At 32.5% G+C, this 25,565-nt stretch carries 19 protein-coding genes; all 19 read left to right on the plus strand.

Features of this window, described 5'->3' with window-relative positions; translation table 11 throughout:
• Positions 1-128: 128 nt before the first annotated feature.
• A complete protein-coding gene (gene fucO, locus BN4220_RS15140; RefSeq protein ID WP_066718175.1) occupies positions 129-1,277 on the plus strand; it encodes a lactaldehyde reductase in 1,149 nt (382 codons plus the stop codon).
• Between the two features lie 289 nt (positions 1,278-1,566).
• A complete protein-coding gene (locus tag BN4220_RS15145; protein ID WP_066718178.1) occupies positions 1,567-3,123 on the plus strand; it encodes a nitrite/sulfite reductase in 1,557 nt (518 codons plus the stop codon).
• Between the two features lie 342 nt (positions 3,124-3,465).
• A complete protein-coding gene (locus BN4220_RS15150) occupies positions 3,466-4,785 on the plus strand; it encodes a DUF512 domain-containing protein (RefSeq protein ID WP_066718181.1) in 1,320 nt (439 codons plus the stop codon).
• Between the two features lie 118 nt (positions 4,786-4,903).
• Positions 4,904-6,229 carry a ribosome biogenesis GTPase Der gene (der, locus tag BN4220_RS15155; RefSeq protein ID WP_066718183.1) on the plus strand — a complete coding sequence of 442 codons (1,326 nt, stop codon included), beginning with the start codon at positions 4,904-4,906 and terminating at the stop codon, positions 6,227-6,229.
• A 26-nt stretch (positions 6,230-6,255) separates the two neighbouring features.
• On the plus strand, positions 6,256-6,894 hold the full coding sequence (plsY, locus tag BN4220_RS15160; protein WP_066718187.1) for a glycerol-3-phosphate 1-O-acyltransferase PlsY: 639 nt from the start codon (positions 6,256-6,258) through the stop codon (positions 6,892-6,894).
• Positions 6,895-7,022: 128 nt separating this feature from the next.
• Positions 7,023-8,027 (plus strand): NAD(P)H-dependent glycerol-3-phosphate dehydrogenase, encoded by a 1,005-nt coding sequence (locus BN4220_RS15165; RefSeq protein WP_066718190.1) that lies wholly within the window; start codon positions 7,023-7,025, stop codon positions 8,025-8,027.
• A 37-nt stretch (positions 8,028-8,064) separates the two neighbouring features.
• Positions 8,065-8,706, plus strand: a complete 642-nt coding sequence (locus BN4220_RS15170) for an RpiB/LacA/LacB family sugar-phosphate isomerase (protein WP_066718193.1) — start codon at positions 8,065-8,067, stop codon at positions 8,704-8,706.
• Between the two features lie 149 nt (positions 8,707-8,855).
• The gene (gene udk / locus BN4220_RS15175) at positions 8,856-9,485 is read left to right on the plus strand and encodes a uridine kinase (RefSeq protein WP_066718196.1); all 630 of its coding nucleotides are present in this window, start codon (positions 8,856-8,858) and stop codon (positions 9,483-9,485) included.
• A gap of 223 nt (positions 9,486-9,708) precedes the next feature.
• Entirely contained in the window at positions 9,709-10,935 is a 1,227-nt protein-coding gene (locus BN4220_RS15180) for an MFS transporter (RefSeq protein ID WP_066718211.1), read from the plus strand.
• A 277-nt stretch (positions 10,936-11,212) separates the two neighbouring features.
• Positions 11,213-11,629 carry a hypothetical protein gene (locus tag BN4220_RS15185; RefSeq protein WP_066718214.1) on the plus strand — a complete coding sequence of 139 codons (417 nt, stop codon included), beginning with the start codon at positions 11,213-11,215 and terminating at the stop codon, positions 11,627-11,629.
• A gap of 202 nt (positions 11,630-11,831) precedes the next feature.
• Positions 11,832-13,643 carry an ABC transporter ATP-binding protein gene (locus BN4220_RS15190; protein ID WP_066718217.1) on the plus strand — a complete coding sequence of 604 codons (1,812 nt, stop codon included), beginning with the start codon at positions 11,832-11,834 and terminating at the stop codon, positions 13,641-13,643.
• Complete coding sequence (locus BN4220_RS15195; protein WP_066718220.1) at positions 13,640-14,407, plus strand: hypothetical protein; 768 nt, start codon at positions 13,640-13,642, stop codon at positions 14,405-14,407. The genes BN4220_RS15190 and BN4220_RS15195 overlap by 4 nt, the downstream gene beginning before the upstream one ends.
• Before the next feature lie 285 nt (positions 14,408-14,692).
• Positions 14,693-15,436 (plus strand): ABC transporter ATP-binding protein, encoded by a 744-nt coding sequence (locus BN4220_RS15200; RefSeq protein ID WP_148401751.1) that lies wholly within the window; start codon positions 14,693-14,695, stop codon positions 15,434-15,436.
• A gap of 175 nt (positions 15,437-15,611) precedes the next feature.
• Positions 15,612-17,087 carry a stage IV sporulation protein A gene (gene spoIVA, locus BN4220_RS15205; protein WP_066718236.1) on the plus strand — a complete coding sequence of 492 codons (1,476 nt, stop codon included), beginning with the start codon at positions 15,612-15,614 and terminating at the stop codon, positions 17,085-17,087.
• Between the two features lie 473 nt (positions 17,088-17,560).
• The gene (locus tag BN4220_RS15210) at positions 17,561-18,643 is read left to right on the plus strand and encodes a C40 family peptidase (RefSeq protein ID WP_066718240.1); all 1,083 of its coding nucleotides are present in this window, start codon (positions 17,561-17,563) and stop codon (positions 18,641-18,643) included.
• 505 nt (positions 18,644-19,148) lie between these two features.
• Positions 19,149-20,825 (plus strand): MutS-related protein, encoded by a 1,677-nt coding sequence (locus BN4220_RS15215; RefSeq protein ID WP_066718243.1) that lies wholly within the window; start codon positions 19,149-19,151, stop codon positions 20,823-20,825.
• 174 nt (positions 20,826-20,999) lie between these two features.
• On the plus strand, positions 21,000-21,476 hold the full coding sequence (rnhA, locus tag BN4220_RS15220; protein WP_066718246.1) for a ribonuclease HI: 477 nt from the start codon (positions 21,000-21,002) through the stop codon (positions 21,474-21,476).
• A gap of 34 nt (positions 21,477-21,510) precedes the next feature.
• Positions 21,511-24,258 (plus strand): DNA mismatch repair protein MutS, encoded by a 2,748-nt coding sequence (gene mutS / locus BN4220_RS15225; RefSeq protein ID WP_066718249.1) that lies wholly within the window; start codon positions 21,511-21,513, stop codon positions 24,256-24,258.
• A 12-nt stretch (positions 24,259-24,270) separates the two neighbouring features.
• Positions 24,271-25,560 (plus strand): glycoside hydrolase family 3 protein, encoded by a 1,290-nt coding sequence (locus BN4220_RS15230; RefSeq protein ID WP_066718252.1) that lies wholly within the window; start codon positions 24,271-24,273, stop codon positions 25,558-25,560.
• The last annotated feature ends 5 nt before the right edge of the window (positions 25,561-25,565 follow it).

The following is a 25,565-nucleotide window of genomic DNA, read 5'->3' on the forward strand; positions in this document are numbered from 1 at the left end:
AGGATTTGATTCATATCTTCTATAAATTAAATCCTTTTTATCTAAAACACTATGTTAAAAAATAAACAATATTATGTAAATCCTATTAAAACAACTGGTAGCAAATTAGATTAGAAAGGAAGATAAAAATGGCAAACAGATTTATTTTAAATGAAACATCTTATCATGGAGCTGGTGCAATTAACAGTATTGCTGACGAAGTAAAGGCAAGAGGTTTTCAAAAAGCTTTATTATGTACTGACCCAGATTTAGTAAAATTCGGGGTAGCACAAAAAGTTATTAATGTTCTTGAAAATAGTGAACTAGCTTATGAATTATTCTCTGATATTAAAGCAAATCCAACAATTGAGAATGTACAAAGTGGAGTAGATGCATTTAAACAAAGCAATGCAGATTACATCATTGCCTTAGGTGGTGGATCTTCCATGGATACTGCAAAGGCAATTGGTATTATTATTAATAATCCTGAATTTTCTGATGTACGAAGCTTAGAAGGAGTTGCAGATACTAAAAATAAATCAGTTCCAATTTTAGCAGTTCCTACTACAGCGGGTACAGCAGCTGAAGTAACCATCAATTATGTAATTACAGACGTGCAAAAAAACCGTAAAATGGTGTGTGTAGATCCTCATGATATTCCTGTTGTAGCTTTTGTAGATCCTGATATGATGTCTAGTATGCCAAAGGGATTAACAGCAGCAACTGGTATGGATGCACTTACTCATGCAATTGAAGGATATACTACCGCTGGTGCTTGGGAGCTTTCTGATATGTTCCATTTAAAAGCTATAGAAATAATTTCACGTTCATTGCGTGGAGCAGTAGATAATACTCCAGAAGGCAGAGAGGGAATGGCACTTGGTCAATATGTTGCTGGAATGGGATTTTCTAATGTTGGCTTAGGTATCGTACATTCTATGGCTCACCCATTAGGTGCTTTATATGATACACCTCATGGTATTGCAAATGCAATTATTCTACCTACAGTAATGGAATATAATGCAGAAACAACTGGGGATAAATACAAGTATATTGCAGCTGCTATGGGTGTTGCTGGCACAGAAAACATGACACAAGATGAATATAGAAAAGCAGCCATTGATGCAGTGAGAAAATTATCAGAGGATGTTGGAATACCAAAAGATTTAAAAGACATTGTAAAGAAGGAAGATATACCATTTCTTGCACAATCTGCATATGATGATGCTTGCCGTCCTGGTAATCCAAGAGAAACTAGCGTAGAAGATATAACAAAACTTTATGAATCACTAATTTAGATAAAATACATAAATATTTACAAATATACATAAATTAAAATAGCTATTTATACGACAAAGAGTCTTGTAAATAGCTATTTTATTGTTTAATTATTGGGAAAATAGAAATTTCTATAAAATAATTGGTATATATTGCATAAGTAAAAATAATAATAAACGGTATGGAAGTAATTGTCTCATAAAAGTAGTGGAATAGTAGTTTAAGAATTTTTAATTTCGCAGTATAATAGAAGTTGAGTGATAAATTTCATATAGGAATTTTAGGTAAAAGATCGACAGGAGGAACATGATGGAAACTTACAAAGAACTTTTAAAATCAGAAATTGTTGAATTTCGGAAAAATGGCCATAGATTTTTAGATGGCGAGCTAACCGTACCTGAGTTTAAAGCAAAATCAGGTGGAATGGGAGTTTATGCTCAAAAGGGTGGAAAAACATTCATGATTCGCCTAAAAACACCTTCAGGAATAATTACAAAAGAACATATGAGATTGATTCAATCTTATGTTAAAAAATATAATCTAGAACGTATTCATATTACCACAAGACAGGCAGTTCAATTACATGATCTTGATATCGATGCTGTGTGCGATATTATGCATGATGCTATTGATCATGATTTGTTTACAAGAGGTGGCGGTGGCAATTTCCCACGAAATGTTTCTATGTCCCCACTTGCTGGTGTAGAAAAAGGAGAAGTGTTTGATGTAACTCCATATGCCTTACTTATTGGTGATTATTTTACTAGCAACGCTTCCACCTATCATTTACCAAGAAAATTGAAAGTTGCATTTTCAAGTGATTTAAAAGATTCTGGTTGTGCAACCATTGATGATGTTGGATTTATGGCAGTTGAAAAAGATGGAGAAGCATATTTCAAACTGTATTTAGCGGGGGGATTAGGAAATGCACCTGCTATTTCACTTGTATATCCTGATTTAATCCGTCCAAGTGAAGTTCTTTATTATGTAGAAGCAATGGTTCAGCTTTTTATGGAACATGGTAATTATGAGAATAAAATGAAAGCAAGAACAAGATTTATCCCTAGAGAAATGGGAGAACAAGAGTTCCTTGAATGTTATCGTAATTATGTGGAACAAGTGAAAAAGAAGGAAGAATTCAAAGAAATAACACCTGTCATAGAACATTTTGAAGAATGGGAATCTGAGCTTGATGATTACATTAATGTAATTCCACAGAAGCAAAAAGGACGTTATAGCGTAATGTTACATCCAGTATGTGGTCAATTATCTTCTAAAGATTATGACACAATTGTAGATTTTGTGAATACTCATGACGATGAAAATGTTGAAATTAGACTTAGTATGCATGAAGATATGTATCTACGTAACTTAACAAAAGAAATGGTTGTAGAATTACATGAGTTATTACCTGAATTAATTGATAAGATGAACATTGAAATGAGTGTATCCTGTGTAGGCGTTCCAACTTGTCAAATTGGTATTTTACAAAGTCAATCATTATGTCAAAATATCATTAAAGTAGTAAAAGAAGCAGGCGTTGACATGAAGTTACTTCCAAGAGTTTATATCTCAGGTTGTCCAAATAGTTGTGCTAGACATCAAGTGAGTCAGCTTGGATTTGTTGGAAGAAAGAAAAAAGTAAATGATACCTTAGAAGAAGTTTTCGAGTTATATATTGGCGGTGATGTAAGCAAGACCAATACGAGACTAGGAGAGAGTCTAGGTACAATGCTAGTTAGAGAAATTCCATCATTTATTGTTGACTTGGCTAAGATGTTAGAAGAAAATAATGTTAGCTATGAACAATTTATAATAGAGAATAAAGAAAGCTTTCAAAATCTAGCTTCAAATTATCTAGTTTAGTGTGATATTCATAATACAAAATATAAAAACGGTGTGAACCAAAAGCTCACACCGTTTTTATATTTTCTTTTTTATATAGTAATTGAATTTCTAGTCTTTTGAAATAATAATTATAAGAATGCGAAAAGTTTTTAAATTGCATGTAAAGAATTTTTGTAATGCATGCAAAAAAGTTTTTATAATGCATGCAAAAAAAATTTATATTATATGCAAATAAGTTTAAATATTGTATGTAAAAAAGTTTTAATATTGCATGCAAAAAAGTTTTAATATTGCATGCTTCCAAATTGCATGATAAACTAAGTAAAGTATATTGAGTTTTAGAAAGAAGGATAGTACTAAATGCAAAGAAAAGCCGAAACAAGGCATGTCATAAAAAAAGTGCAAGAAAATAGTATTGCAATGGAGTTAGAATTAGAAGTTGGTGACGAATTATTACGTATCAACGGACAGAAGATAAAGGACGTATTTGATTACCATTACTTAATCAATGATGAATTTTTAACACTTATTGTTAAAAAGAAAAACGGCGAAGAATGGGAACTTGAAATTGAAAAAAACTACGAGGATGATTTAGGAATTGAGTTTGAAGAAGGGCTCATGGATCAATATCGTTCTTGTAAAAATAAATGTATCTTTTGTTTTATAGATCAAATGCCATCTGGAATGAGAGATACGCTTTATTTTAAAGATGATGATGCTAGATTATCCTTTTTACAAGGAAATTATATCACTTTAACGAATATGAGCGATGAAGATGTGGAACGTATTTGTTTTTATAAATTATCACCAATCAACATTTCTGTTCATACAACAAATAAAGAATTAAGACAGAAAATGCTACACAATCGTTTCGCTGGAGATGCTCTAGAAAAATTGCAGAAGTTTTATGATGCAGGCATTGAAATGAATGGACAAGTTGTTTTATGTAAGGGGTATAACGATGGTGAAGAACTAGATAAAACCATCAGTGATTTAATGAATTACCTTCCTTATATGAAGAGCGTATCTGTTGTGCCAGTTGGCTTGACAAAATTCCGTGAAAAGCTAGCACCTCTTGAGAAATTTAATAAAGAAGACTCAATAAAATTAATTGAACAAATTGAGGGATGGCAAGCAAAAATAAAACGTAAATATGGAACAAGATTTATTTTTGCAAGTGATGAATGGTATATTACAGCAGAACGTGAATTACCAAAAGAAGAAGCTTATGAAGGATATCCTCAGATTGAAAATGGAGTAGGAATGGTAAGGTCACTAGAGGAAGAGTTTAAATTAGCTTATAGCAATCTTCTTGGAGATGATAGAAGAAAGAAAATTTCAATGGCAACTGGTGTTTTAGCAGCGCCTCTTGTTACAAAACTTAGTGAAACACTCACTAAGAAGTACCCAAATATCGAAGTGAATGTTTATACGATTATCAATGATTTTTTTGGACCTGAAATTACCGTTGCTGGATTACTAACTGGACAAGACATTATTAAACAATTATCAGATAAAGATTTAGGAGAATACTTAGTTTTACCGAATGTATTATTACGAGATGGGGAAAATGTATTACTAGATGATTTAACTGTAAATGATATCGAAAAGGCTTTACAAACACCTATTCGTATTGTAAAATCAGAAGGAGCGTCATTTATTGACGTAATTTTGGATTAGTGATTTTATATAATACAGAAGTGTTATGTGTTTCTAATTGAAACTACATTACAATAGATAATATATTTTTAAGTAAATACAAGACTGAGACTTATGTATTTACAGAAAAGAGGTAAGAATGAGTAGACCAATTGTAGCAATCGTAGGGAGACCAAACGTTGGTAAATCTACATTGTTTAATGCACTAGCAGGAGATAGAATATCCATCGTTAAAGATACACCAGGTGTTACAAGAGATCGTATCTATGCTGAAGTAACTTGGTTAGACAAGCAATTCACAATGGTTGATACTGGTGGTATCGAGCCTGAGAGCAAAGACATGATGTTAAAATATATGCGTGAACAGGCAGAAATCGCGATTGAAACCGCAGATGTTATACTTTTTGTTGTGGATGTTCGTCAAGGTTTAGTAGATGCAGATTTTAAAGTAGCAGATATGCTTAGAAAATCTGGAAAACCAATTATTTTAACAGTAAATAAAGTAGATAGTTTTGAAAAATTCATGGCAGACGTTTATGAATTTTATAATTTAGGTGTTGGTGATCCTATGGCAGTTTCAGCAGCATCTATGTTAGGTTTTGGTGATTTATTAGATGAAGTAGTAAGTCATTTCTCACCAGAAATGTTAGAAGAACAAGAAGATGAACGTCCAAGAGTCGCAATCGTTGGTAAACCGAATGTAGGGAAATCTTCGATTATCAATAAACTTCTTGGAGAAAATCGTGTTATTGTATCTGATATTGCAGGTACTACCAGAGATGCAATTGATACAGCGGTAACTTGGAATGATAAAGATTATGTTTTTATAGATACCGCAGGATTACGTAGAAAAAGTAAAATTAAAGAAGAAATTGAACGCTTTAGTATTATACGTACCGTTAGTGCAGTAGAACGAGCAGATGTTGTAATTGTAGTTATTGATGCAACAGAAGGTGTTACGGAACAGGATGCTAAAATTGCGGGTATCGCACATGAACGCGGTAAAGGTATTATTATTGCGGTAAATAAATGGGATGCAATTGAAAAGGACGATAAAACAATTTATAAGCATACAAATCGTATTCGTGAAATTTTATCCTTTATTCCATACGCAGAAATTATGTTTATTTCAGCAAAGACTGGACAACGTTTAACTAAAATGTTTGACCATATTGAAGTTGTAATTCAAAATCGTAACCTAAGAGTTTCCACAGGTGTATTAAATGAAATTATGATGGAAGCTACAGCACTACAGCAGCCACCTTCAGACAAAGGAAAACGCTTAAAACTATTTTATATTACACAAGTTGCGGTTAAACCTCCAACTTTTGTTATCTTTGTTAATGATAAAGAACTCATGCATTATTCATATACTAGATATATGGAGAATAAAATAAGAGAAGCCTTTGGATTTTCGGGAACGTCCTTGAAGTTTTTCATTCGTGAACGAAAAGAAAACGCTTAATTATCATTCATTGGAGGATGACAGCAATGGTTGCAAGAATATTAATTTGCCTAATATGTGGCTATGGATTTGGTTGTATTTCCACAGGTTATTTAGTTGGAAAAGCGAATCATGTGGACATTCGCAAGTATGGTAGTGGGAATGCTGGAACAACTAATGCATTAAGAACATTAGGGTGGAAGGCAGGCGCATTAACCTATTTAGGGGATTTCCTAAAAGCGATTATACCAATTCTTTTATTTCGTAATATTCTTTTTGCGGATGTGGATTATGCACAGCTTCTAGGGCTTTATACAGGACTTGGAGTTGTATTAGGACATAACTATCCTTTTTGGTTACATTTTAAAGGAGGAAAGGGGATTGCCGTTACTACAGGAGTTATGGCAGCCTTTGATCCATTATTAATACCAACGTTTATCATTGTATTTGTTGTTGCTGTTGCAATTACTAGATATGTTTCACTAGGATCTTTATTGTTATCTATTTTATTCCCAATTTGGATAGCAATTCGACATCCTGGTGATATACATATGCTGATTATTGGTTTGATATATGCGGCATCTGCTTTTTATACACATCGTGCAAACATAAAGCGTTTATTAAATGGTACAGAAAATAAATTAGGTCAAAAAGTTAAAATAGATCCTAATCAAGAAAAGCAATAAATAGATAAGTTGACTTGATAAGCTTTAGTAGCCAAGAAATAAACAGATGAGTAAAAAACAGATACGTATAGGTACTAATAAAACAGATATTGTGTAAAAACTTGCAATATTTGAGAAAAGAGGTTAAGATGAAGATAAGTGTTTTAGGTGCAGGGACTTGGGGAACCGCTCTTGCAATTTTACTTAGTAATAATGGACATGAAGTTATTCTTTGGTCAGCCCTAGAAAGAGAAGTACAAGCGCTTAATCATGACAGAAACAATGTACCCAATTTACCAGAAGCTATTTTGCCAGAGAATATCCTGGTTACAGGAGATTTAGAATTAGCTTGTAAAGAACCAAAGATCATTGTATTTGCAGTTGCATCTCCTTATGTAAGAGAGACAGCAAAGAAAGCAAATCAATTTATCAAAAAAGGAACTATTATAGTTAATGTAGCAAAAGGTATTGAAGAAACCACCTTAGAGACCTTAACAGATATTATACAAGATGAAATTAAAGATGTAGATATTGCAGTATTATCTGGCCCTAGTCATGCAGAAGAGGTTAGTAGAGGAATACCAACGACTTGTGTCGTTGGAGCAAGCTCTAAAGCAACTGCATCTTTTATACAGGATGCGTTTATGACGGATAATTTTCGTGTATATACTAGTCCAGATATTATAGGGATAGAACTTGGTGGATCTTTAAAAAATGTTATAGCACTTGCAGCTGGTATTGCAGATGGCTTAGGATTTGGTGATAATACTAAGGCTGCGCTAATGACAAGAGGAATTGCTGAGATTGGACGTTTGGGTATCCAAATGGGAGGTAAGTTAGAAACCTTCTCAGGATTGTCTGGTGTAGGGGACCTTTTTGTTACCTGCACAAGTAAACATAGCCGTAACCGCAATGCAGGTTATCTGATTGGCAAAGGTTATACAATGAATGAAGCCATGGAAGAAGTGAAGCAAGTAGTAGAGGGAGTTTTCTCTGCCAAAGCTGCACTTGCATTAGCGAAAAAATATAATGTAGAAATGCCAATTGTAGAACAAATTAATCTCGTTTTATTTGAGAATAAATCTGCGAAAAGTGCGGTTGCTGATTTATTATTACGCGATAAAACGCAAGAAAACAACTCATTGGAATGGTAATTTTATACCAAAGCATAAGATGAAAGGATGAATCATAATGAAAATAGCATTAATTAATGAAAACAGTCAAGCAGCAAAAAATAGTTTAATTTGCGAAACTTTAAAGAAAGTAGTTGAACCAAAAGGACATGAAGTATTCAACTATGGTATGTACAGTGCAGAAGATGAAGCACAATTAACATATGTTCAAGCTGGTTTATTAGCAGCAATCTTACTTAACTCTGGTGCCGCAGATTATGTTATCACTGGTTGTGGTACAGGCGAAGGTGCAATGTTAGCAGCAAACTCTTTCCCAAATGTGCTTTGCGGTCACGTTGTAGATCCTTCTGATGCATACATGTTTGCACAAATCAACGATGGTAATGCAATTGCGCTACCTTTTGCAAAAGGATTTGGATGGGGTGCTGAATTAAATCTTGAATACATCTTCGAAAAATTATTCGCTGGTGAAAGTGGACAAGGATATCCAAAGGAAAGAGTTATTCCAGAACAACGTAACAAAAAAATCCTTGATCAAGTAAAGAAAGTTACACATGTTGATATGGTTACTATCTTAAAGAACATTGACCAAGAATTATTAAAGGGCGCTATTAGCGGACCTAAATTTAAAGAATACTTTTATGCAAACTGCAAATGCGATGAAATCAAAGCTTGCATCAAAGAAATTATTGGAGAATAGGTTGAATTCTGAATATTATTCTCATATGAAAGAAATTTCAATATAAAATATTTCACCCTGCAAAAGCACAGAGGTGCTTTTTGATCATGTTCTTTTAGGAGCATGATATTAGTTAACTAGTTAGGCATTAGATTTGGAGGAATAAAAGAATGCAAAAGGCCATAGTCATTGGAGTTGCAGGAGGTTCAGCTTCTGGGAAGACAACGGTAGCAACAAGATTAAAAGAAGAATTTGCAAACGATGTAGAATTGCTTTGTCATGATAGTTATTATTTAGCACATGACGATATGCCATTTGAAGAGCGGGCAAAAATCAACTATGATCATCCCAATGCTTTTGATACAGAACGTTTTATAGAAGATATCAAAAAATTAAAGCAAGGAATTCCGATTGAAAGGCCAGTCTATTCCTATTCTAACCATAACCGTGCGAAGGAAACAGTACCTGTTAGAGCAACTAAGGTAATTGTTGTAGAAGGATTCTTAATATTTGAAAATAAGGCATTGCGAGATTTAATGGATATTAAAATATTTGTTGATACAGATGCAGATGAGCGTTTAGTTCGTAGAATATTACGTGACGTTAAAGAACGTGATCGAAGCCTAGATTCTGTAATTTCACAATATATTAATACTGTAAAACCAATGCATGAACAATTTGTTGAACCAAGCAAAAAGTACGCAGATATTATTATTCCAAGAGGCGGTGAAAATACAGTTGCCCTTACTATGGTAATGAATCGTATTAAGGCAATTGTTGCTGAAGGTGAAAAGATGTAAAGAGCATTCGCTTATTTACATTTAATTAAAGCTGTTGAAAAATAGATTTGTTTTATATGTGTTTTTCTATGTTTTCTTTATATCATTTTAAAGACACAAGAAATAATGCATGTGGAACTCTATTTTACAACAGCTTTTTTTAGTTTTTAGGGAAATAATAGCATGAAAGCTTTGTACTATATTAACGTAGAAATTAAAAACATGAAAATTATTGGAGATTCAGATGAATTACAAACATACGAAATATGCAAGTTATATCGGTTATATTACACAAGCAATTGTTAATAATTTAGCTCCGTTACTATTTGTAACATTTCAGGAAGAGTTTCAAATATCCCTTGCCAATATTAGTTTATTAATTGTCATAAATTTCGGAACACAAATACTTACAGATATTCTAGCGGCAAGATATATTGATCGTATTGGTTATCGTACTGGTGCAGTACTAGCTCATGCCTTTAGTTTTGTTGGATTAATATCTATGGGGGTATTGCCGAACATATTACCTAGTCCATACTTAGGATTAGTTTTGGCTACAGTACTGAATGCAATCGGAGGTGGATTAATTGAAGTTTTAATTAGTCCAATTATTGAATCACTCCCTGGAGATGAAAAGGAAGCTAGTATGAGCTTATTGCATTCTTTTTATTGTTGGGGACAAGTATCAGTTGTTTTGTTATCCACTTTATTTTTTGTAGTAATAGGTACAAAGCATTGGTTTTATTTACCTGCAATTTGGTCTATTATTCCTATGATGAATGCATTTTTATTTTCTAAAGTTCCTCTTTGTAAACTGGTGGAAGAGGAAGATGTGATACCAATGAAAAAGTTAATGAAAGCACGTATATTTTGGGTATTTATATTATTGATGGTTTGTGCAGGTGCTTCTGAACTTGCTATGTCCCAATGGGCATCGATGTTTGCTGAAAAAGGACTTCACGTTTCAAAAACTATGGGGGATTTATTAGGTCCGTGTGCATTTGCAATTTTAATGGGGATTTCAAGAGTTTTCTATGGGATAAAAGGGACAAAAATAAATTTAAAACATGCCTTATTAATAAGCGGTGGCTTATGTATAACTAGTTATATGGTAACTGTTTTTTCAAAAAGTCCAGTTTTATCATTGATTGGCTGCGCACTTACAGGCTTATCTGTGGGATTAATGTGGCCTGGAGTATTTAGCTTAACAGCAAAATATTTTAAAAATGGTGGAACAGCAATGTTTGCTTATCTAGCTCTTGCAGGAGATATTGGTTGTGTGAGCGGGCCGAGTCTTGTTGGGCTAATATCTTCACGTGTTTCTACGAAAGATGCTACAATTTTTCACCGAATTTTTCATAACTTAGGTCCATCTGAAATCGGTTTAAAATCAGGATTAATGCTTGCAATTTTGTTTCCATTGGCACTTTGTATTTTATTATTTTTTTTACATAGGCAAAGAGAGAATTAAGTTATACATTACAAGTATTTTTCTGTGTTACAAGTATATTACTCCATTGCAAGTATTTTTCTGCATTACATGAATTGATGCTGTATTCCCTTTCATCTATCATAGAAATTAGCTTAATAGTTAAAAATGAATCAATACATAAAAATACTAGTATATTATGTGATTTTAATTAAAATATTTTGTTGAATGTTGTATAATATTGACAATACTGAGACAAGTATAAAAGAAGTACTTAACAATAGTAAATGTATCAATTCACTAGAAGGAGGTATTTTTTATGTATGATGTTGAGGATGAAGAACAGAGGCATAAAACGATACTATGGTTCATTTTAACGATTATATTTGGTTTTATAACTTTGTTCGTATTAGTTCTAAATGTAAAAGAAGGTTTGCTAGTACATAATGGGGAACAGTTAACATTACCGTATTCTAAAAATATGATAAGCGTATCTTTTCTTGCAGAGGACGATCAGATATATTACGTCGATTTTAGCGGCCTTCCGATAAAAACTGGAAAAGATTCAGTTAATATTTATTATTATAAAGGAAAAGAAGGGAATGCAAAACCGCAAACAGCTACTTGGTTTTGGGTAAGTGCATATGTAATTTTTGTGCCGTTGTTAACATTAAGCATTAATAGAATATATGTACACTTAAAAAAGCCGGTTTATATACCGGATTCTAAATATTAAATTTGTTTATTAAATAAACTTAATGTGTGAGCCTTTAATATCTTTATCTTAAGGGCTTTTTTATTTTAGGAAAACTAAGTATAAAGGTTTAAACCGCATAGTTTATATATGAAAATAAGTTGATATCATATTGCAATTATACTTTAATAGATAAGATACATATTTTTACATAAAAATTCACCTATTAAGGAGATTCTTAATCATGGAGAACGTGAAGCGAGTAAATAGTATGGCAAACAACTGGTATATTATATCCTTTTTATGGGGGATATGTCCCGGGAGAGTAATAGCAGATATTATTATGAAAGCAATTCATTATGCATCGTGGGTTTTTTATGGTGTGTTTTTTATCCGAACTACTTTTCAATATATCGAGAGTGGTAAAAGTTATAGTCAGATTATCTCGTTTATTGTTATTAGTGCATTGATCTTTGGAATTTTAAATATCTTTGGTCAATGGTACAAAGGAATTTATCGTAATCAAACGGACGTTGTTATTTATGAGCAGATAAATAAAAAACTATTTGATAAAGCAAGGGAAGTAGAACTAGAGTGTTATGAAGATGTTGCATTTTATAACAAATATACTTTAGCGATGAAAGATGCAGAGGTTAGAATTGTTAGTTCTCTAGAGACCATAGCTGATATTATTTTCGGTATTATTGCAGCAATTGTAGTCCTACTTATGATGTATGAAGTAGATCATTTTGTTTCATTGTTTGTGATATCACCATTCATCGGAAATTTTGTTTTTGGTAAATGGCTAAATAAACGTATCTTTCAAAAATCGAAAAGTAGCATACCATATCAAAGAGAGATGGACTATGTGAATCGAACATTATATTTAGAAGAATATGCAAAAGAAATACGAATGTCAAATATCTTTCGTGTCTTGGAAGGTATTTATGAACATGGTTATAAAGAAGTAGTAAAAATCAATGATAAATTTGCAAATTCTTTTATTCAACTTGCGGTAGTAAAAAATGTGTTTTCATTTCTTGTGATATTTCAAGGTGTATTATTTTACAGTGTTTATAAGACTATGGTTGTAAAGTCAATGGATCTAAGTTCCTTTATTGTCTTAAGTAGTGCTATGGTTAGTGCCTCTTGGATATTGATTGGTTTATCAAACAATATCGTATTAAGCCTTGAAAATGCACTGTTTATTGATAATTTAAGAAGCTTTTTAAACTATCAACCTAAATTATCAGAAGATCAAGATGGGGTGATTCCAGAGACATCAAAGGCAGAACTATGTTTTCAGGATGTTTGTTTTCGGTACCGTGGGTCGAAAGAGAAAGTATTAAAGAATATTAATTTTAAGATTCATACAGGTGAAAAAATTGCAATCGTTGGTGTTAATGGCGCAGGTAAGACTACATTTATTAAACTATTAATGCGTTTATATGATGTAACGAATGGAAAGATTCTATATAATAACGTCGATATTAAGGAATACAATCTAAAAAAATATCGACAAGTGTTCACAACAGCATTTCAAGATTATCAGGTATTTGCTATGAGTGTAGCGGAAAATGTTTTGTTACGGAGACCTCAAAATCAACAAGATTATGACTTGGTGAAGAAGGCCTTAATACAAGTTGGAATTTATGAAAAGGTAATGACATTACAAAAGGGTATGGATACTGTACTAACAAAAGAATTTGATAGTACTGGTGCAGTTTTATCAGGTGGAGAAAAGCAAAAGATTGCAGTGGCTAGAGCATTTGTATCAAATAGCAATGTAGCTATTTTTGATGAACCAACAAGCGCACTTGATCCGATTGCAGAATATCGCTTATATGAGAGCATAATGGAGGTATGCAAAGATAAGACGATTATCTTTATATCTCATCGTTTATCGTCAACGGTACTTGCGGATACAATTTATTTATTTGATGCGGGGCAAATCATTGAGCAAGGAAATCATAAAGAATTAATGACAAAGAATGGTGTGTATGCGGACATGTTTAAAAGGCAAGCCGAGAGTTATCAGGAAGGAGTGAATTTATGAAAGTAAATTTTCGACGAATGATTTCTAATATAGTTTTTATGTTAAAATATGCGTTTAAATACACTCCACTTTATATTGTTAATTTATGTTTGTATGAGGTGTTCGCATCCGTCGAAGTATTTTTTGAGTTTACGTTTTGTATAAAATTCCTAGTAGATTTAATTCAATACAATGGTGAATTTAAGGATGCAGTAATTTATCTAACAATTATTAGTATCGTAATCGTAATTAAATTATTTTGGGCAGCAATTAATTCCTTTAAAATTGAACCAAATGCAAAAGAAAAATTACATAAAGAAATGAGAAATGAATTATATAAAAAGGCAGTTGAGCTGGATTTAGAAAGATATGATAATCCGGAATGCTATAATGATTTTGTATGGAGCATTAGTGAAGCAGACAAACGAATTGATGAGTTGATTGTAGATATTGGAAAGTTTTTTAGTTTTATCACAAGAATTATCATAAATGGAGTTTTTATTATAGCATTAGATAAGTTAGGAATTCTTATCGTATTAATTTCACTTGGTATTACTATGTTTTCAAATTCTAAATTAGGGAAAATAGAGTTTGAAATGGAAAATGAATTAAAGCCTTTAAAGAGAAAGCGAAACTATTTTAGTCGAGTTTTTTATTTAAATGACTATGCTAAAGAACTACGACTTACTCCGATTGGGACGCAATTACAAGAAGACTTTAAAGAAACAAATCAAAAATTTTCACCAATTATAAAAAAATATGGTGGCAAGCAAGCGTTTTTTTGAAGTCTGGGCGAAATTGTAGGGAACTCACTTTGTTTAGAGGTTTTTTATTTAGGATATCTAGTTTATTTAACAGTTGTGAAAAAGGTTCTAAGTTATGGTAGTGTTGTTCCTTTGTTTAATGCATCTTCAAATTTAAAGAACAGCTTACGATCATTTGCACTCTTAATCCCTCAATTTCAAAAACATAGTTTATATATAGAGAAGATTCGAACTTTTTTAGCGTTTGAAAGAAACGTTAAAGACGGGAAGTACTCTATAAAAACCAATGAATTTGAGTCTTTATCGATGCATAATGTTTCATTTGCATATGGGAATGATGAACCTACTTTAAAAAATATTAGTCTTCATATAAAAGCAGGGGAGAAGATAGCTATTGTTGGTTATAATGGTGCAGGTAAGACCACATTAATTAAATTAATTATGAGATTATATGATGTGAGTGCTGGTAGAATTGATGTTAATGGTAAGGATATCAAAGACTTTATATTAAACGATTATAGAGATTTATACGGAAGTGTATTTCAAGATTATAAATTATATGCTGCTTCTTTATCCGAGAATGTGAAAATGGATAAGGTTATGAAAGAGGATTATAATGCAATTGAACATGCACTAGATCAAAGCGGTTTTAAGAAACGATTAAATTCCTTAGATCAGGGACTAGATACTCCTGTTACTAAAGGGTTTAACGAACAAGGAATTAATTTTTCAGGTGGTGAGGCTCAAAAAATAGCGATTGCAAGAATATTTCTTAAAGATACACCGATTGTCATTTTAGATGAACCTTCAAGCGCCTTTGATCCAATTAGTGAATATAATTTTAATCAAACAATGTTAAAAGCAACAGAGAACAAAAACGTTATTATAATATCACATCGATTATCTAGCGCAAGGATGGTGGATCGTATATACATGCTTGAAAAGGGTAGTATCATTGAAGAAGGTAGCCACGATGAGTTAATAAGTTTAAATGGAAAGTATGCGCAAATGTTTCAAATGCAGGCAGAAAAGTATAATTTACAATATTAATCGGATGGTTGTAGAAAAGTTTTTTGATATGCTATTACTTAATTATAGTAGACAGTTTTAAGATTTTATCGGTCTGTAGGTAGAACATTTTACTAGAAAATATAATATAAATAATTGGAATAGCATAATCCCTCCTAGCATACATTGTATTAGTGAATATTAGGAGGGATTTCATTTGGACAATTATAATGTATATAAAGACATTAAAGCGCGTACAAACGGAGAAATTTATATCGGTGTTGTTGGACCGGTACGAACCGGAAAATCCACATTTATCAAGCGCTTCATGGATTTATTAGTTATTCCTAACATTGAAGATGTACATAGTAAAGAAAGAGCCATTGATGAACTACCACAAAGTGCTTCTGGTAAAACTGTTATGACAACAGAGCCAAAATTTATACCAAAGGAAGCAGTTAACATTCAAGTATCAGACGATACAAATTTATCTATTCGAATGATAGATTGTGTCGGATATATGGTAGATGGTGCCATTGGTCATATTGAAAATGAACAAGAGAGATTAGTAAAAACCCCGTGGTTTGATTATGAGATTCCTTTTACTCAAGCAGCGGAGCTTGGAACTAAAAAAGTAATAAATGATCATTCCACCATTGGTATTGTTGTTACGACAGATGGAAGTTTTGGTGATATCCCAAGAAGTAATTACGTGGCACCAGAAGAAAGAACAATAGAAGAACTAAAAAGAATTGGTAAGCCATTTGTAATACTATTAAATACAAATAGGCCTTTTTCAGAGGAAACTAGAATTTTTGCTGAGGAACTTAGTAGCAAATATAATGAAACAGTACTTCCAGTAAACTGCGAGCAATTAAAAAAGGAAGATATTACACGAATTTTAATAAATGTACTAGCAGTTTTTCCTGTAACAGAAATTGGATTCTTCTTACCAAAATGGGTTGAAATGCTTCCAAGAGATCACTATTTAAAGAGCGAAATCATTAGTGCTGTTAAGGGCGTGTTATCAAGACTACATGTTATGAGAGATGTAACAAATGCGAATTGTGCAGTTGATAGTCCGAATATCAATGGCATAAAAATTGATAGGATGAAGATGGAAGATGGTACCGTACGTATGAATATTGATATTGATGACAAATTTTATTATGAAATCATTAGTGAAATTGTTGGAAAGCCAATCTGTGGCGAATACGAGTTCTTAAGTGTTATTAGAGAGCTTGCAGCTAAGAAACAAGAATATGAAAAGGTTAGCAGTGCCTGTGAACAAGTAAAATATAAAGGATATGGTGTAGTATCACCTATGCAGGATGAAATTCAAGTGGAAGAGCCTGAAATTATTCGTCATGGTAATAAGTTTGGTGTAAAAATACGTGCCAATGCTCCTTCTGTCCATATGATCCAAGCAAATATCGAGACTGAAATAGCTCCAATTGTTGGTAGTGAAGATCAGGCTAGAGATTTAATCCGTTATATGAAAGAGCAACAAGAAAATGGTAAAGAAGGAATATGGGAAACGAACATCTTTGGTAAAACTATGCGTCAGTTAGTTGAAGAGGGCATTTCTACTAAGATTAATAGAGTATCAGAAGAAAGCCAAATGAAACTACAAGAAACGATGCAAAAAATCATCAATGACAGTCGTGGTGGATTGATCTGCATAATAATTTAGCTTATCTTAGTAAGCAAGTCTATACCCAAGCTTTTTCAAGCGGATATAGGCTTGTTTTTTTTATTTATAGCAGCGAATTGTTATAACCGTTAAAACAATAAGCTTTGAAAATTTCAGTCCTGAAGAAAATCAAAATTTTAGAATAGTGTTAACAGTAAATTAAGTAATATTTTGTGTCTTATAGAGGAGATAAACTGATATAAAGTAAGATACTACAGCACTGAATTTATTTATATTCTGAGCTGTGGCATCTTGTTTTTAATGACCATATACTCAAATCCTTATTAATGATATTTAATATATTTGGAATAATTGACAAGCAATTGTGGCATTTTGTTCAAAGGTTTGAAATATTTTTGACATCTTATTGACAAAAATTCTAAATATTGGTATAATCGTTGTAACAAAGTTAATACTTTTGTAACAACTTCTGTGACTTAAGTCTTAACTCATAACTATTTTGGAGGTACAACGTGAATAAGAAATGTATCAAGCTTTCCATAATGGCTGCCGCTACGATTTTATTTATGGGTGGGCAATCAATAATAGCAAGTGCGGAGACAGTTACAGAAGAGAATCCATTAGGTGGAATGTCTTACCATATAGGTCAGTATGTAGATGAGACTAGTAATGTAGATAGCTCTGAAGTGTCTATGCTTTTAGCAAAACAACTTGTTATACCAGAGAATATAGCAATTGCAAACGTAAAAGATTATGTTAATATAAGAGAAAAAGCAAGTAAATCAGCGAATATTATAGGAATTCTTCCAAAGGATGCGAGCTGTATCGTTTTAGATATCTCAGATGGTTGGGCAAAAGTTTCGTCTGGTAATGTTACAGGATATATTTCCACAGAATATCTATTTACAGGTCAAGCGGGAGTTCAAAAGGCGAAAGACCTTGCTAAATTAACAGCGAAAGTCGTTGCTGGTTCTGTGAATGTAAGAAGCGAAGCGTCTACATTAACGGATAATAATATCATAGCAGAAGTTAGCCGTGGTGAGGAACTTGAAGTTACAGATGATCATAGCATGGATTTATTAACAAAAGATGATCCAAAAGCTGCCTTATGGGTTAAGGTTAAGATTGATAACTTAGAAGGTTATGTAAGTAGAGAATTTGTTACAGTAGACTATGCTTGGAAATCAGCTACTAAGATTGATCCGATTGATTCCTCTATTTCATCTTTAAGAACAAGAATTGCACAAGAAGCAAAAAAACACATTGGTCTTAAATATGTATGGGGTGGTAATAGTTTAGTAACTGGTGCAGATTGTTCAGGTTTTGTGTTAGCAGTATATAGAGAGTGCGGTGTTTCTACAAAGTCTTTCCCAAGAGCTTCAAGAGATTTGGCTGTTTCAGGAAAATCCGTTTCTCGTAGTAATATTAAACCGGGCGACATGGTGTTTTATGGAAACTCTAGAGGTAATGTAGATCATGTGGCGTTGTATATAGGCAATGGAAAAGTAGTTCATGAAAGTGGCCATACCACTGGATGTAAGATTTCCAACATCGATTATAGAAAAATAATTGCCATCAGAAATTATCTTGATTAATAAATAAATTATAAGAGCTAGTGCGCAACAATTTTCTGTTTCGCACTAGCTCTTTTTAAATGATTATGTTTGAATGGCAAAAGCCCTGTCTACTTTACGGAAATGGCAATTTGAACAAAGCAAAAGACTCATGCTTCGATTGCAATGCATAAGATGTTCTAATTCTTTCATAATTTGTGATAAACATATCAAAAAACAGATAACTCGCTTCGCTCAAACAATCTGTCTTTTGATATACCACAAATTATGAAAGAAAGAACATCTAATGCATTTCCATAGGCGCATTCGTTCTTTTGCTTTCTTCAAATTACCGGTGTAATGTTATAAAAGGGCTTTTGACACCCAAATCATAACAGGTAATAAAAGTATTAATGATTTGACATAACTTGAATAGGTCTATGAGGTTTCTTAATTTAATTCATAGTTTCTTTAGTTGACATAAAGATTTTATATTTTTATAATAGAGTAAGCAATGGAATGAATGACAAGGAAGGGAAAATGACAAATGTACGGAATTGTATTAGGAGCAATTGCAATAGTATTATTACTTATAATTAAAGTAGAAAACGACAAAGTTAAAAACAAAAGGAAATTAGTTGCTAGGTTAAAAAAGCAATGGGGGGATGTCCCATCACAAGAATATACTTTTGAGAAGTTTCAATCCATTACTGCATACTATAAAGCAGTAAAAAATGCAGAAACTGATGTTGATGATATTACATGGAATGATCTAGATATGGATCAAATCTATATGACAATGAACAATACTTCATCAGCAATTGGTGAGGAATACTTATATGCATTATTACGTCAATTAAAATTTGATGAAGAAGAATTAAAAGAAAGAAATCGCTTAATTGAGTTTTTCTCTAACAATGAAGAAAAACGACTTCAAATACAAGAAATACTTAGTATTATGGGTAAGGTAAAAAATGTATCCATTTACGATTATATGAATCGTTTACATGATATACCAAAAGAAAATAATATGACTCACTATTTATTAATAGCTAGTTTATTTATTGGTGTTGGATTTATTTTTATTGACCCTTTAACAGGTGTTTTATTAACCGTTGGTTGTGTGGTTAATAATATTGTTCGCTATTATAGAAGAAAAATGGAAATCGAGAAATATTATGAAGTTGTTTCTTATATCATTCGTTTACTAGATAGCGTAAAATTATTAAATCAATCAAATATTGAAGAGATTAAACCATATACAACGGAACTTAAGAAATTAGTGAAGATTTTTGCTAGTTTTCGTAGAGGAGCAAGAATTGTCGCACCTAAGAAACCAACAGGGGACATGCTTGAACTTGTTGTGGAATATCCACGTATGATTTTTCATATGGATTTAATTAAATTTAATAAGATGATACAGACCTTTGAAGAGTATCAAGATGAGTTACAAATAGTTTATCAAACCATTGGTTTATTAGATAGTATGATTGCTGTTGCTTCTTTCCGTGAATTGATGGGAGAGTATAGCCTTCCTATTTTATCAAAAACTAAGGCTCCACATATTGATGCAGAAGATATTTTCCACCCAATGATTAATTCACCAGTTAAGAATTCAATTAAGACGGATAAGTGTGTATTAATTACTGGTTCCAATGCATCTGGTAAATCTACGTTTATAAAAACACTTGCAATTAATGCTATATTATCACAAACTGTATTTACATCAATGAGTAAAAAATACGAGGCTAGCTATTTTAAAGTAGCATCTTCTATGGCATTGCAAGATAGTTTATCAAACAATGAAAGTTATTATATTGTTGAAATCAAATCATTAAAGCGTATCGTTGATATGTCAAAAGATGAAATTCCAACCTTATGTTTTGTAGATGAAGTGTTACGTGGTACGAATACATTAGAGCGTATCGCTGCTTCTTCAAGAATTCTACAAAGTTTAGCTATGAGCAATGCAATTTGTTTTGCAGCTACTCATGATATTGAATTAACACATATACTAGAAAATTATTATTCCAATTATCATTTCCAAGAACAAATTGTTGATAATAATATCTTATTTGATTATATTTTACATGATGGACGAGCTATTTCTAAAAATGCGATTAAATTACTTTCTATCATTGGATATTCTGAAGATATTATTACAGAAGCAACGAATTCTGCAAATCATTTCTTAGAAGTAGGAGAATGGGATATTATAAAATAAGTCATGATAGGTTGAAATAGAAGTATTTCAACCTATGTATTTTTAAAAAAGATTTATTGTGCTGTTATAGGGCTATTTAGCAATTAGACTAAGAACATGATAGGTAGATAATAATACAAAACAGTTAGATGCCCTTATAACGAATTAATATAAGTTGACACATGGAGGTTATAAATGAAAGTTACAATATATACAGATGGTGCTGCAAGAGGAAATCCAGATGGGCCTGGTGGATATGGTACAATTCTTTCCTATGTTGATTCTACGGGTAAAGAACATATTCGCGAGTTTTCTGCTGGTTATAAAAAAACAACCAATAACCGTATGGAATTAATGGCTGCCATAGTTGGTTTAGAGGCACTTACAAAACCATGTGAGGTTACACTTTATTCGGATTCACAATATCTTGTGAAGGCCTTTAATGAACACTGGATTGATGGTTGGATTAAAAAAGGCTGGAAACGCGGGAAAAACGAGCCTGTAAAAAACGTTGATTTGTGGAAAAGAATGATGAAAGCAAAAGAGCCACATCAAGTTAATTTTTGTTGGGTTAAAGGACATAATGGACATCCACAAAATGAAAGATGTGATGTTTTAGCAACAACAGCGGCAGATGGAACCAATCTTTTAGATGATGTTGTGGTAGAATAGATAAAAGAGTGGCAAGTAGAAAGGAAGTACAATAATGGCGCAATTAACTCCAATGATGCAGCAATACATGGAGACAAAAGGGCAATATAAAGACTGTATTTTATTTTATCGTTTAGGAGATTTTTATGAAATGTTCTTTGAAGATGCAATCACGGCTTCAAAAGAACTTGAAATTACTTTAACTGGTAAGAATTGCGGTCTTGAAGAACGAGCACCAATGTGTGGTATCCCGTATCACGCAGTGGATGGGTATCTTACGAAACTTGTAAACCGTGGCTATAAAGTAGCAATTTGTGAACAAGTAGAAGATCCAAAACAAGCAAAAGGGATTGTAAAAAGAGAAGTAATACGTATTGTAACTCCTGGTACGAATTTAAATACTCAGACCTTAGATGAGACTAGAAATAATTATCTTATGAGTATTATCTGGGGAGAAGATATTTGTGGTATTTCAACGGTAGATATTACAACAGGTGATTACTATGTAACTGAAGTGGATAGTAAACGAAAATTATTAGATGAAGTTTATAAATTTATGCCATCTGAAATTATCTGTAATTCCGCTTTTCATATTAGTGGTGTAGATATTGATGAGTTACGATTACGATATAACATATCTGTTAACTCGGTTGAAGATTGGTATTATGATACAGAAATGTGTGAGAAAGTATTAAAAGAGCATTTCCACGTTGGTAGCTTAGATGGACTTGGCCTAAAAGACCATACCATTGGCGTTAATGCAGCTGGTGCAGTGCTTCAATATTTATATGAGACACAAAAAAATAGTTTAACTCATCTTACACATATTGTTCCATATATCACTAGTAAGTATATGTTAATCGATAGCTCAAGTAGAAGAAATCTAGAACTTGTAGAAACGATGCGTGAGAAGCAAAAGAGAGGTTCTCTTCTTTGGGTTTTAGATAAAACAAAAACTGCTATGGGGGCTAGACTCTTACGTAGCTATGTGGAACAGCCATTGATTGATGAAAAACAAATTAATGAGCGTTTAGATGCAATCACTGAATTTAACGACAATGTCATCACAAGAGAAGAAATCAGAGAATATTTAAATTCTATCTATGACCTAGAACGTCTTATGGGTAAAATAAGTTATAAAAGTGCGAATCCTCGTGATTTAATTGCCTTTTTATCTTCACTTGCGATGCTTCCACATATTAAAGTATTAATAGAAAACTTTGAGACCCCTATTTTTAAGGAAGTTTTTCAAGAGCTTGATCCGTTAAAGGATTTACATGATCTTATTGATAGTGCAATCGAAAAAGAACCACCAATTGGGGTTAAAGAAGGTGGTATTATCAGAGAAGGATACAACGAAGAAGTGGATTCCTTAAGGCATGCAAAAACAGACGGTAAAGTGTGGCTTGCAAATCTTGAAACAACCGAGAGAGAGAAAACGGGAATTAAGAACTTAAAGATTAAATTTAACCGTGTATTTGGTTATTATTTAGAAGTAACAAATTCTTATGCAAACTTAGTACCAGAACATTGGATTCGTAAGCAAACATTAGCCAATGCAGAAAGATACACAACTCCAGAGTTAAAAGAATTAGAAGATAAAATTTTAAATGCAGAAGATCGTTTATTTGCACTTGAATACGAATTGTTTTCAGAGGTAAGAGATCGAATTGCAAATGAAGTACTAAGAATTCAAAAAACTGCAAAAGCAATTGCTAAAATTGATGCAATGGCATCTTTGGCTTTTGTAGCGGAACGTAATAATTTTGTACGACCAAGTATTAATACAAATGGGACAATTCAAATTGTTGAGGGTAGACATCCTGTAGTTGAGCAAATGATTACAAATGATATGTTTGTTGCAAATGACACTTATCTTGATAATGATTCGAATCGTATCTCAATTATTACAGGACCAAACATGGCTGGTAAATCTACCTATATGAGACAAACAGCTCTTATCGTATTAATGGCACAGATTGGTTCCTTCGTGCCAGCAACAAGCGCTGATATAGGAATTGTAGATCGTATTTTTACTAGAGTTGGAGCTTCCGATGATCTTGCATCCGGCCAGAGTACTTTTATGGTTGAAATGACTGAGGTTGCAAACATTTTAAGAAATGCTACTAGAAATAGCTTGCTAATCTTAGATGAGATTGGTAGAGGAACATCAACCTTTGATGGTCTAAGTATTGCTTGGGCAGTAGTAGAGCATATAAGTAATAAGAAATTGCTTGGTGCTAAAACTTTATTTGCCACACATTATCATGAATTAACCGAACTAGAAGGTAAAATTGAAGCGGTTAATAATTATTGCATTGCGGTTAAAGAGCAAGGTGATGATATTGTATTCTTACGTAAAATAGTAAAAGGTGGCGCTGATAAGAGTTACGGTATTCAAGTAGCGAAGTTAGCTGGAGTACCAGAGAGTGTTCTAAACCGAGCAAAGGAAATTGTAGAAGAACTAAGCGAAAAAGACATCGCAGAAAAAGCAAGAAATCTAGAAGTTGCTGTTACTAGAGATTCTCAATCTTTTTCAAATGATGATGTAGTTTCGGAAAAATTATCTTCAAAGAAGCTTTCTTCAAAGGATGAAGGTAGTTTAGCTTCAATAAGTGAAAAAAATAATTCAAATAAGAAGAAAACTTCTGAACTAGATATGATGCAATTGTCCTTATTTGGATCAAATGATTATGAAGATGTTGTAAATGAAATTAGAGATATTGATATTGCTAGACTTTCTCCAATTGATGCTTTAAATAAACTTTATCAAATACAGTTAAAGATTAAGGAAACATTTTAAACGAGGTGTTATATGAAACTAAACAAACTTAAAAATAGTTTTATCCCTTTATTTTTATTGCTGTTAGTATTTCTATTTTGTGTGGGTGGTTTGTTAGAGTTTGGTAAAGCAAATCAACTTAACCATCCCCAAAAAGGGAATTTAAATGAAAATCAAACTGATGTAAATCAGGGGAATGGTAGTTCAAGTAATTCAGAAGAAAACTCAGATGCATCAGAAAACTCAGGAAAAGATAAAAACACAAACGAGGATATGAATACGACAGATGGAAGCAATGAGTCTACTTCTGTAGTAAATAGTCAAATTCAAGAACTTATTGATACTATGACTCTAGAAGAAAAAGTTGGTCAATTATTTTTTGTACGTTGTGATGAATCTACAGCAGTAGAAGATGTTTCAAATTATAATCTTGGCGGATTTATCTTATTTGCTAATAATTTTGAAAATAAAACAAAAGAAGATCTTATGAATAATATTAAAGCCTATCAAGAAGCATCAAAAATTCCTATGTTAATTGGTGTGGATGAAGAAGGTGGTACGGTAGTTCGCGTAAGCAAATTTAAAGAATTTCGAGACACCCCATTTCTATCACCCAGAGCTTTATATGCAAAAGGTGGTTTAAAACTTATTATTGAAGATGCGTATGAGAAAGCTGAATTATTAAAAGGCTTAGGTATCAATGTAAATTTAGCGCCTGTTTGTGATTTATCTTTTGATGTTGATGATTATATGTATGATCGTGCGTTTGGTGTATCTGTGGATGCAACATCAGAGTATGTATCCTCAGTTGTATGTATAATGAATAAGAAAAAACTAGGATCTGTTTTAAAACATTTCCCTGGATATGGAAATAATGAGGATACACATACAGGAATCGCTTACGATAATCGTAGCTATGAAACCTTTGAGACCAAAGATTTTCTACCATTTGAGGCTGGAATAAAGGCTGGAGCAAATAGTATTTTAGTTTCACATAATATCGTAAAAAGTATGGATGAAAAAATGCCAGCTTCTTTATCGAAAGAAGTTCATAATATTTTAAGACAAGAGCTTAAGTTTGATGGCGTTATTATGACAGATGACTTAAGTATGGATGCGATTACTAGCTTTACGGATGGAATGGCAGCTGCGGTAACGGCAGTGAATGCAGGTAATGACCTACTAATAGCAACGGATTATAAAACACAAATACCTGCTGTCATAGAAGCTGTTAAAAATGGAGTCATCAAAGAAGAGACCATAGATAAGGCAGTATTTCGTGTATTAACATGGAAAGACACTTTAGGGCTGTTAGAAGAATAGAGAGG

This window comes from Clostridium sp. Marseille-P299, assembly GCF_900078195.1.
Classification (GTDB): domain Bacteria; phylum Bacillota; class Clostridia; order Lachnospirales; family Lachnospiraceae; genus Lachnoclostridium.

Coding starts and splice junctions, on each gene's coding strand:
- BN4220_RS15180 (WP_066718211.1), top strand. CDS start 9,709: ATGAATTACAAACATACGAAATATGCAAGTTATATCGGTTATATTACA.
- BN4220_RS15170 (WP_066718193.1), top strand. CDS start 8,065: ATGAAAATAGCATTAATTAATGAAAACAGTCAAGCAGCAAAAAATAGT.
- BN4220_RS15185 (WP_066718214.1), top strand. CDS start 11,213: ATGTATGATGTTGAGGATGAAGAACAGAGGCATAAAACGATACTATGG.
- BN4220_RS15165 (WP_066718190.1), top strand. CDS start 7,023: ATGAAGATAAGTGTTTTAGGTGCAGGGACTTGGGGAACCGCTCTTGCA.
- BN4220_RS15195 (WP_066718220.1), top strand. CDS start 13,640: ATGAAAGTAAATTTTCGACGAATGATTTCTAATATAGTTTTTATGTTA.
- der (WP_066718183.1), top strand. CDS start 4,904: ATGAGTAGACCAATTGTAGCAATCGTAGGGAGACCAAACGTTGGTAAA.
- BN4220_RS15150 (WP_066718181.1), top strand. CDS start 3,466: ATGCAAAGAAAAGCCGAAACAAGGCATGTCATAAAAAAAGTGCAAGAA.
- BN4220_RS15190 (WP_066718217.1), top strand. CDS start 11,832: ATGGAGAACGTGAAGCGAGTAAATAGTATGGCAAACAACTGGTATATT.
- rnhA (WP_066718246.1), top strand. CDS start 21,000: ATGAAAGTTACAATATATACAGATGGTGCTGCAAGAGGAAATCCAGAT.
- BN4220_RS15200 (WP_148401751.1), top strand. CDS start 14,693: ATGCATAATGTTTCATTTGCATATGGGAATGATGAACCTACTTTAAAA.
- BN4220_RS15230 (WP_066718252.1), top strand. CDS start 24,271: ATGAAACTAAACAAACTTAAAAATAGTTTTATCCCTTTATTTTTATTG.
- fucO (WP_066718175.1), top strand. CDS start 129: ATGGCAAACAGATTTATTTTAAATGAAACATCTTATCATGGAGCTGGT.
- plsY (WP_066718187.1), top strand. CDS start 6,256: ATGGTTGCAAGAATATTAATTTGCCTAATATGTGGCTATGGATTTGGT.
- BN4220_RS15215 (WP_066718243.1), top strand. CDS start 19,149: ATGTACGGAATTGTATTAGGAGCAATTGCAATAGTATTATTACTTATA.
- mutS (WP_066718249.1), top strand. CDS start 21,511: ATGGCGCAATTAACTCCAATGATGCAGCAATACATGGAGACAAAAGGG.
- udk (WP_066718196.1), top strand. CDS start 8,856: ATGCAAAAGGCCATAGTCATTGGAGTTGCAGGAGGTTCAGCTTCTGGG.
- BN4220_RS15145 (WP_066718178.1), top strand. CDS start 1,567: ATGGAAACTTACAAAGAACTTTTAAAATCAGAAATTGTTGAATTTCGG.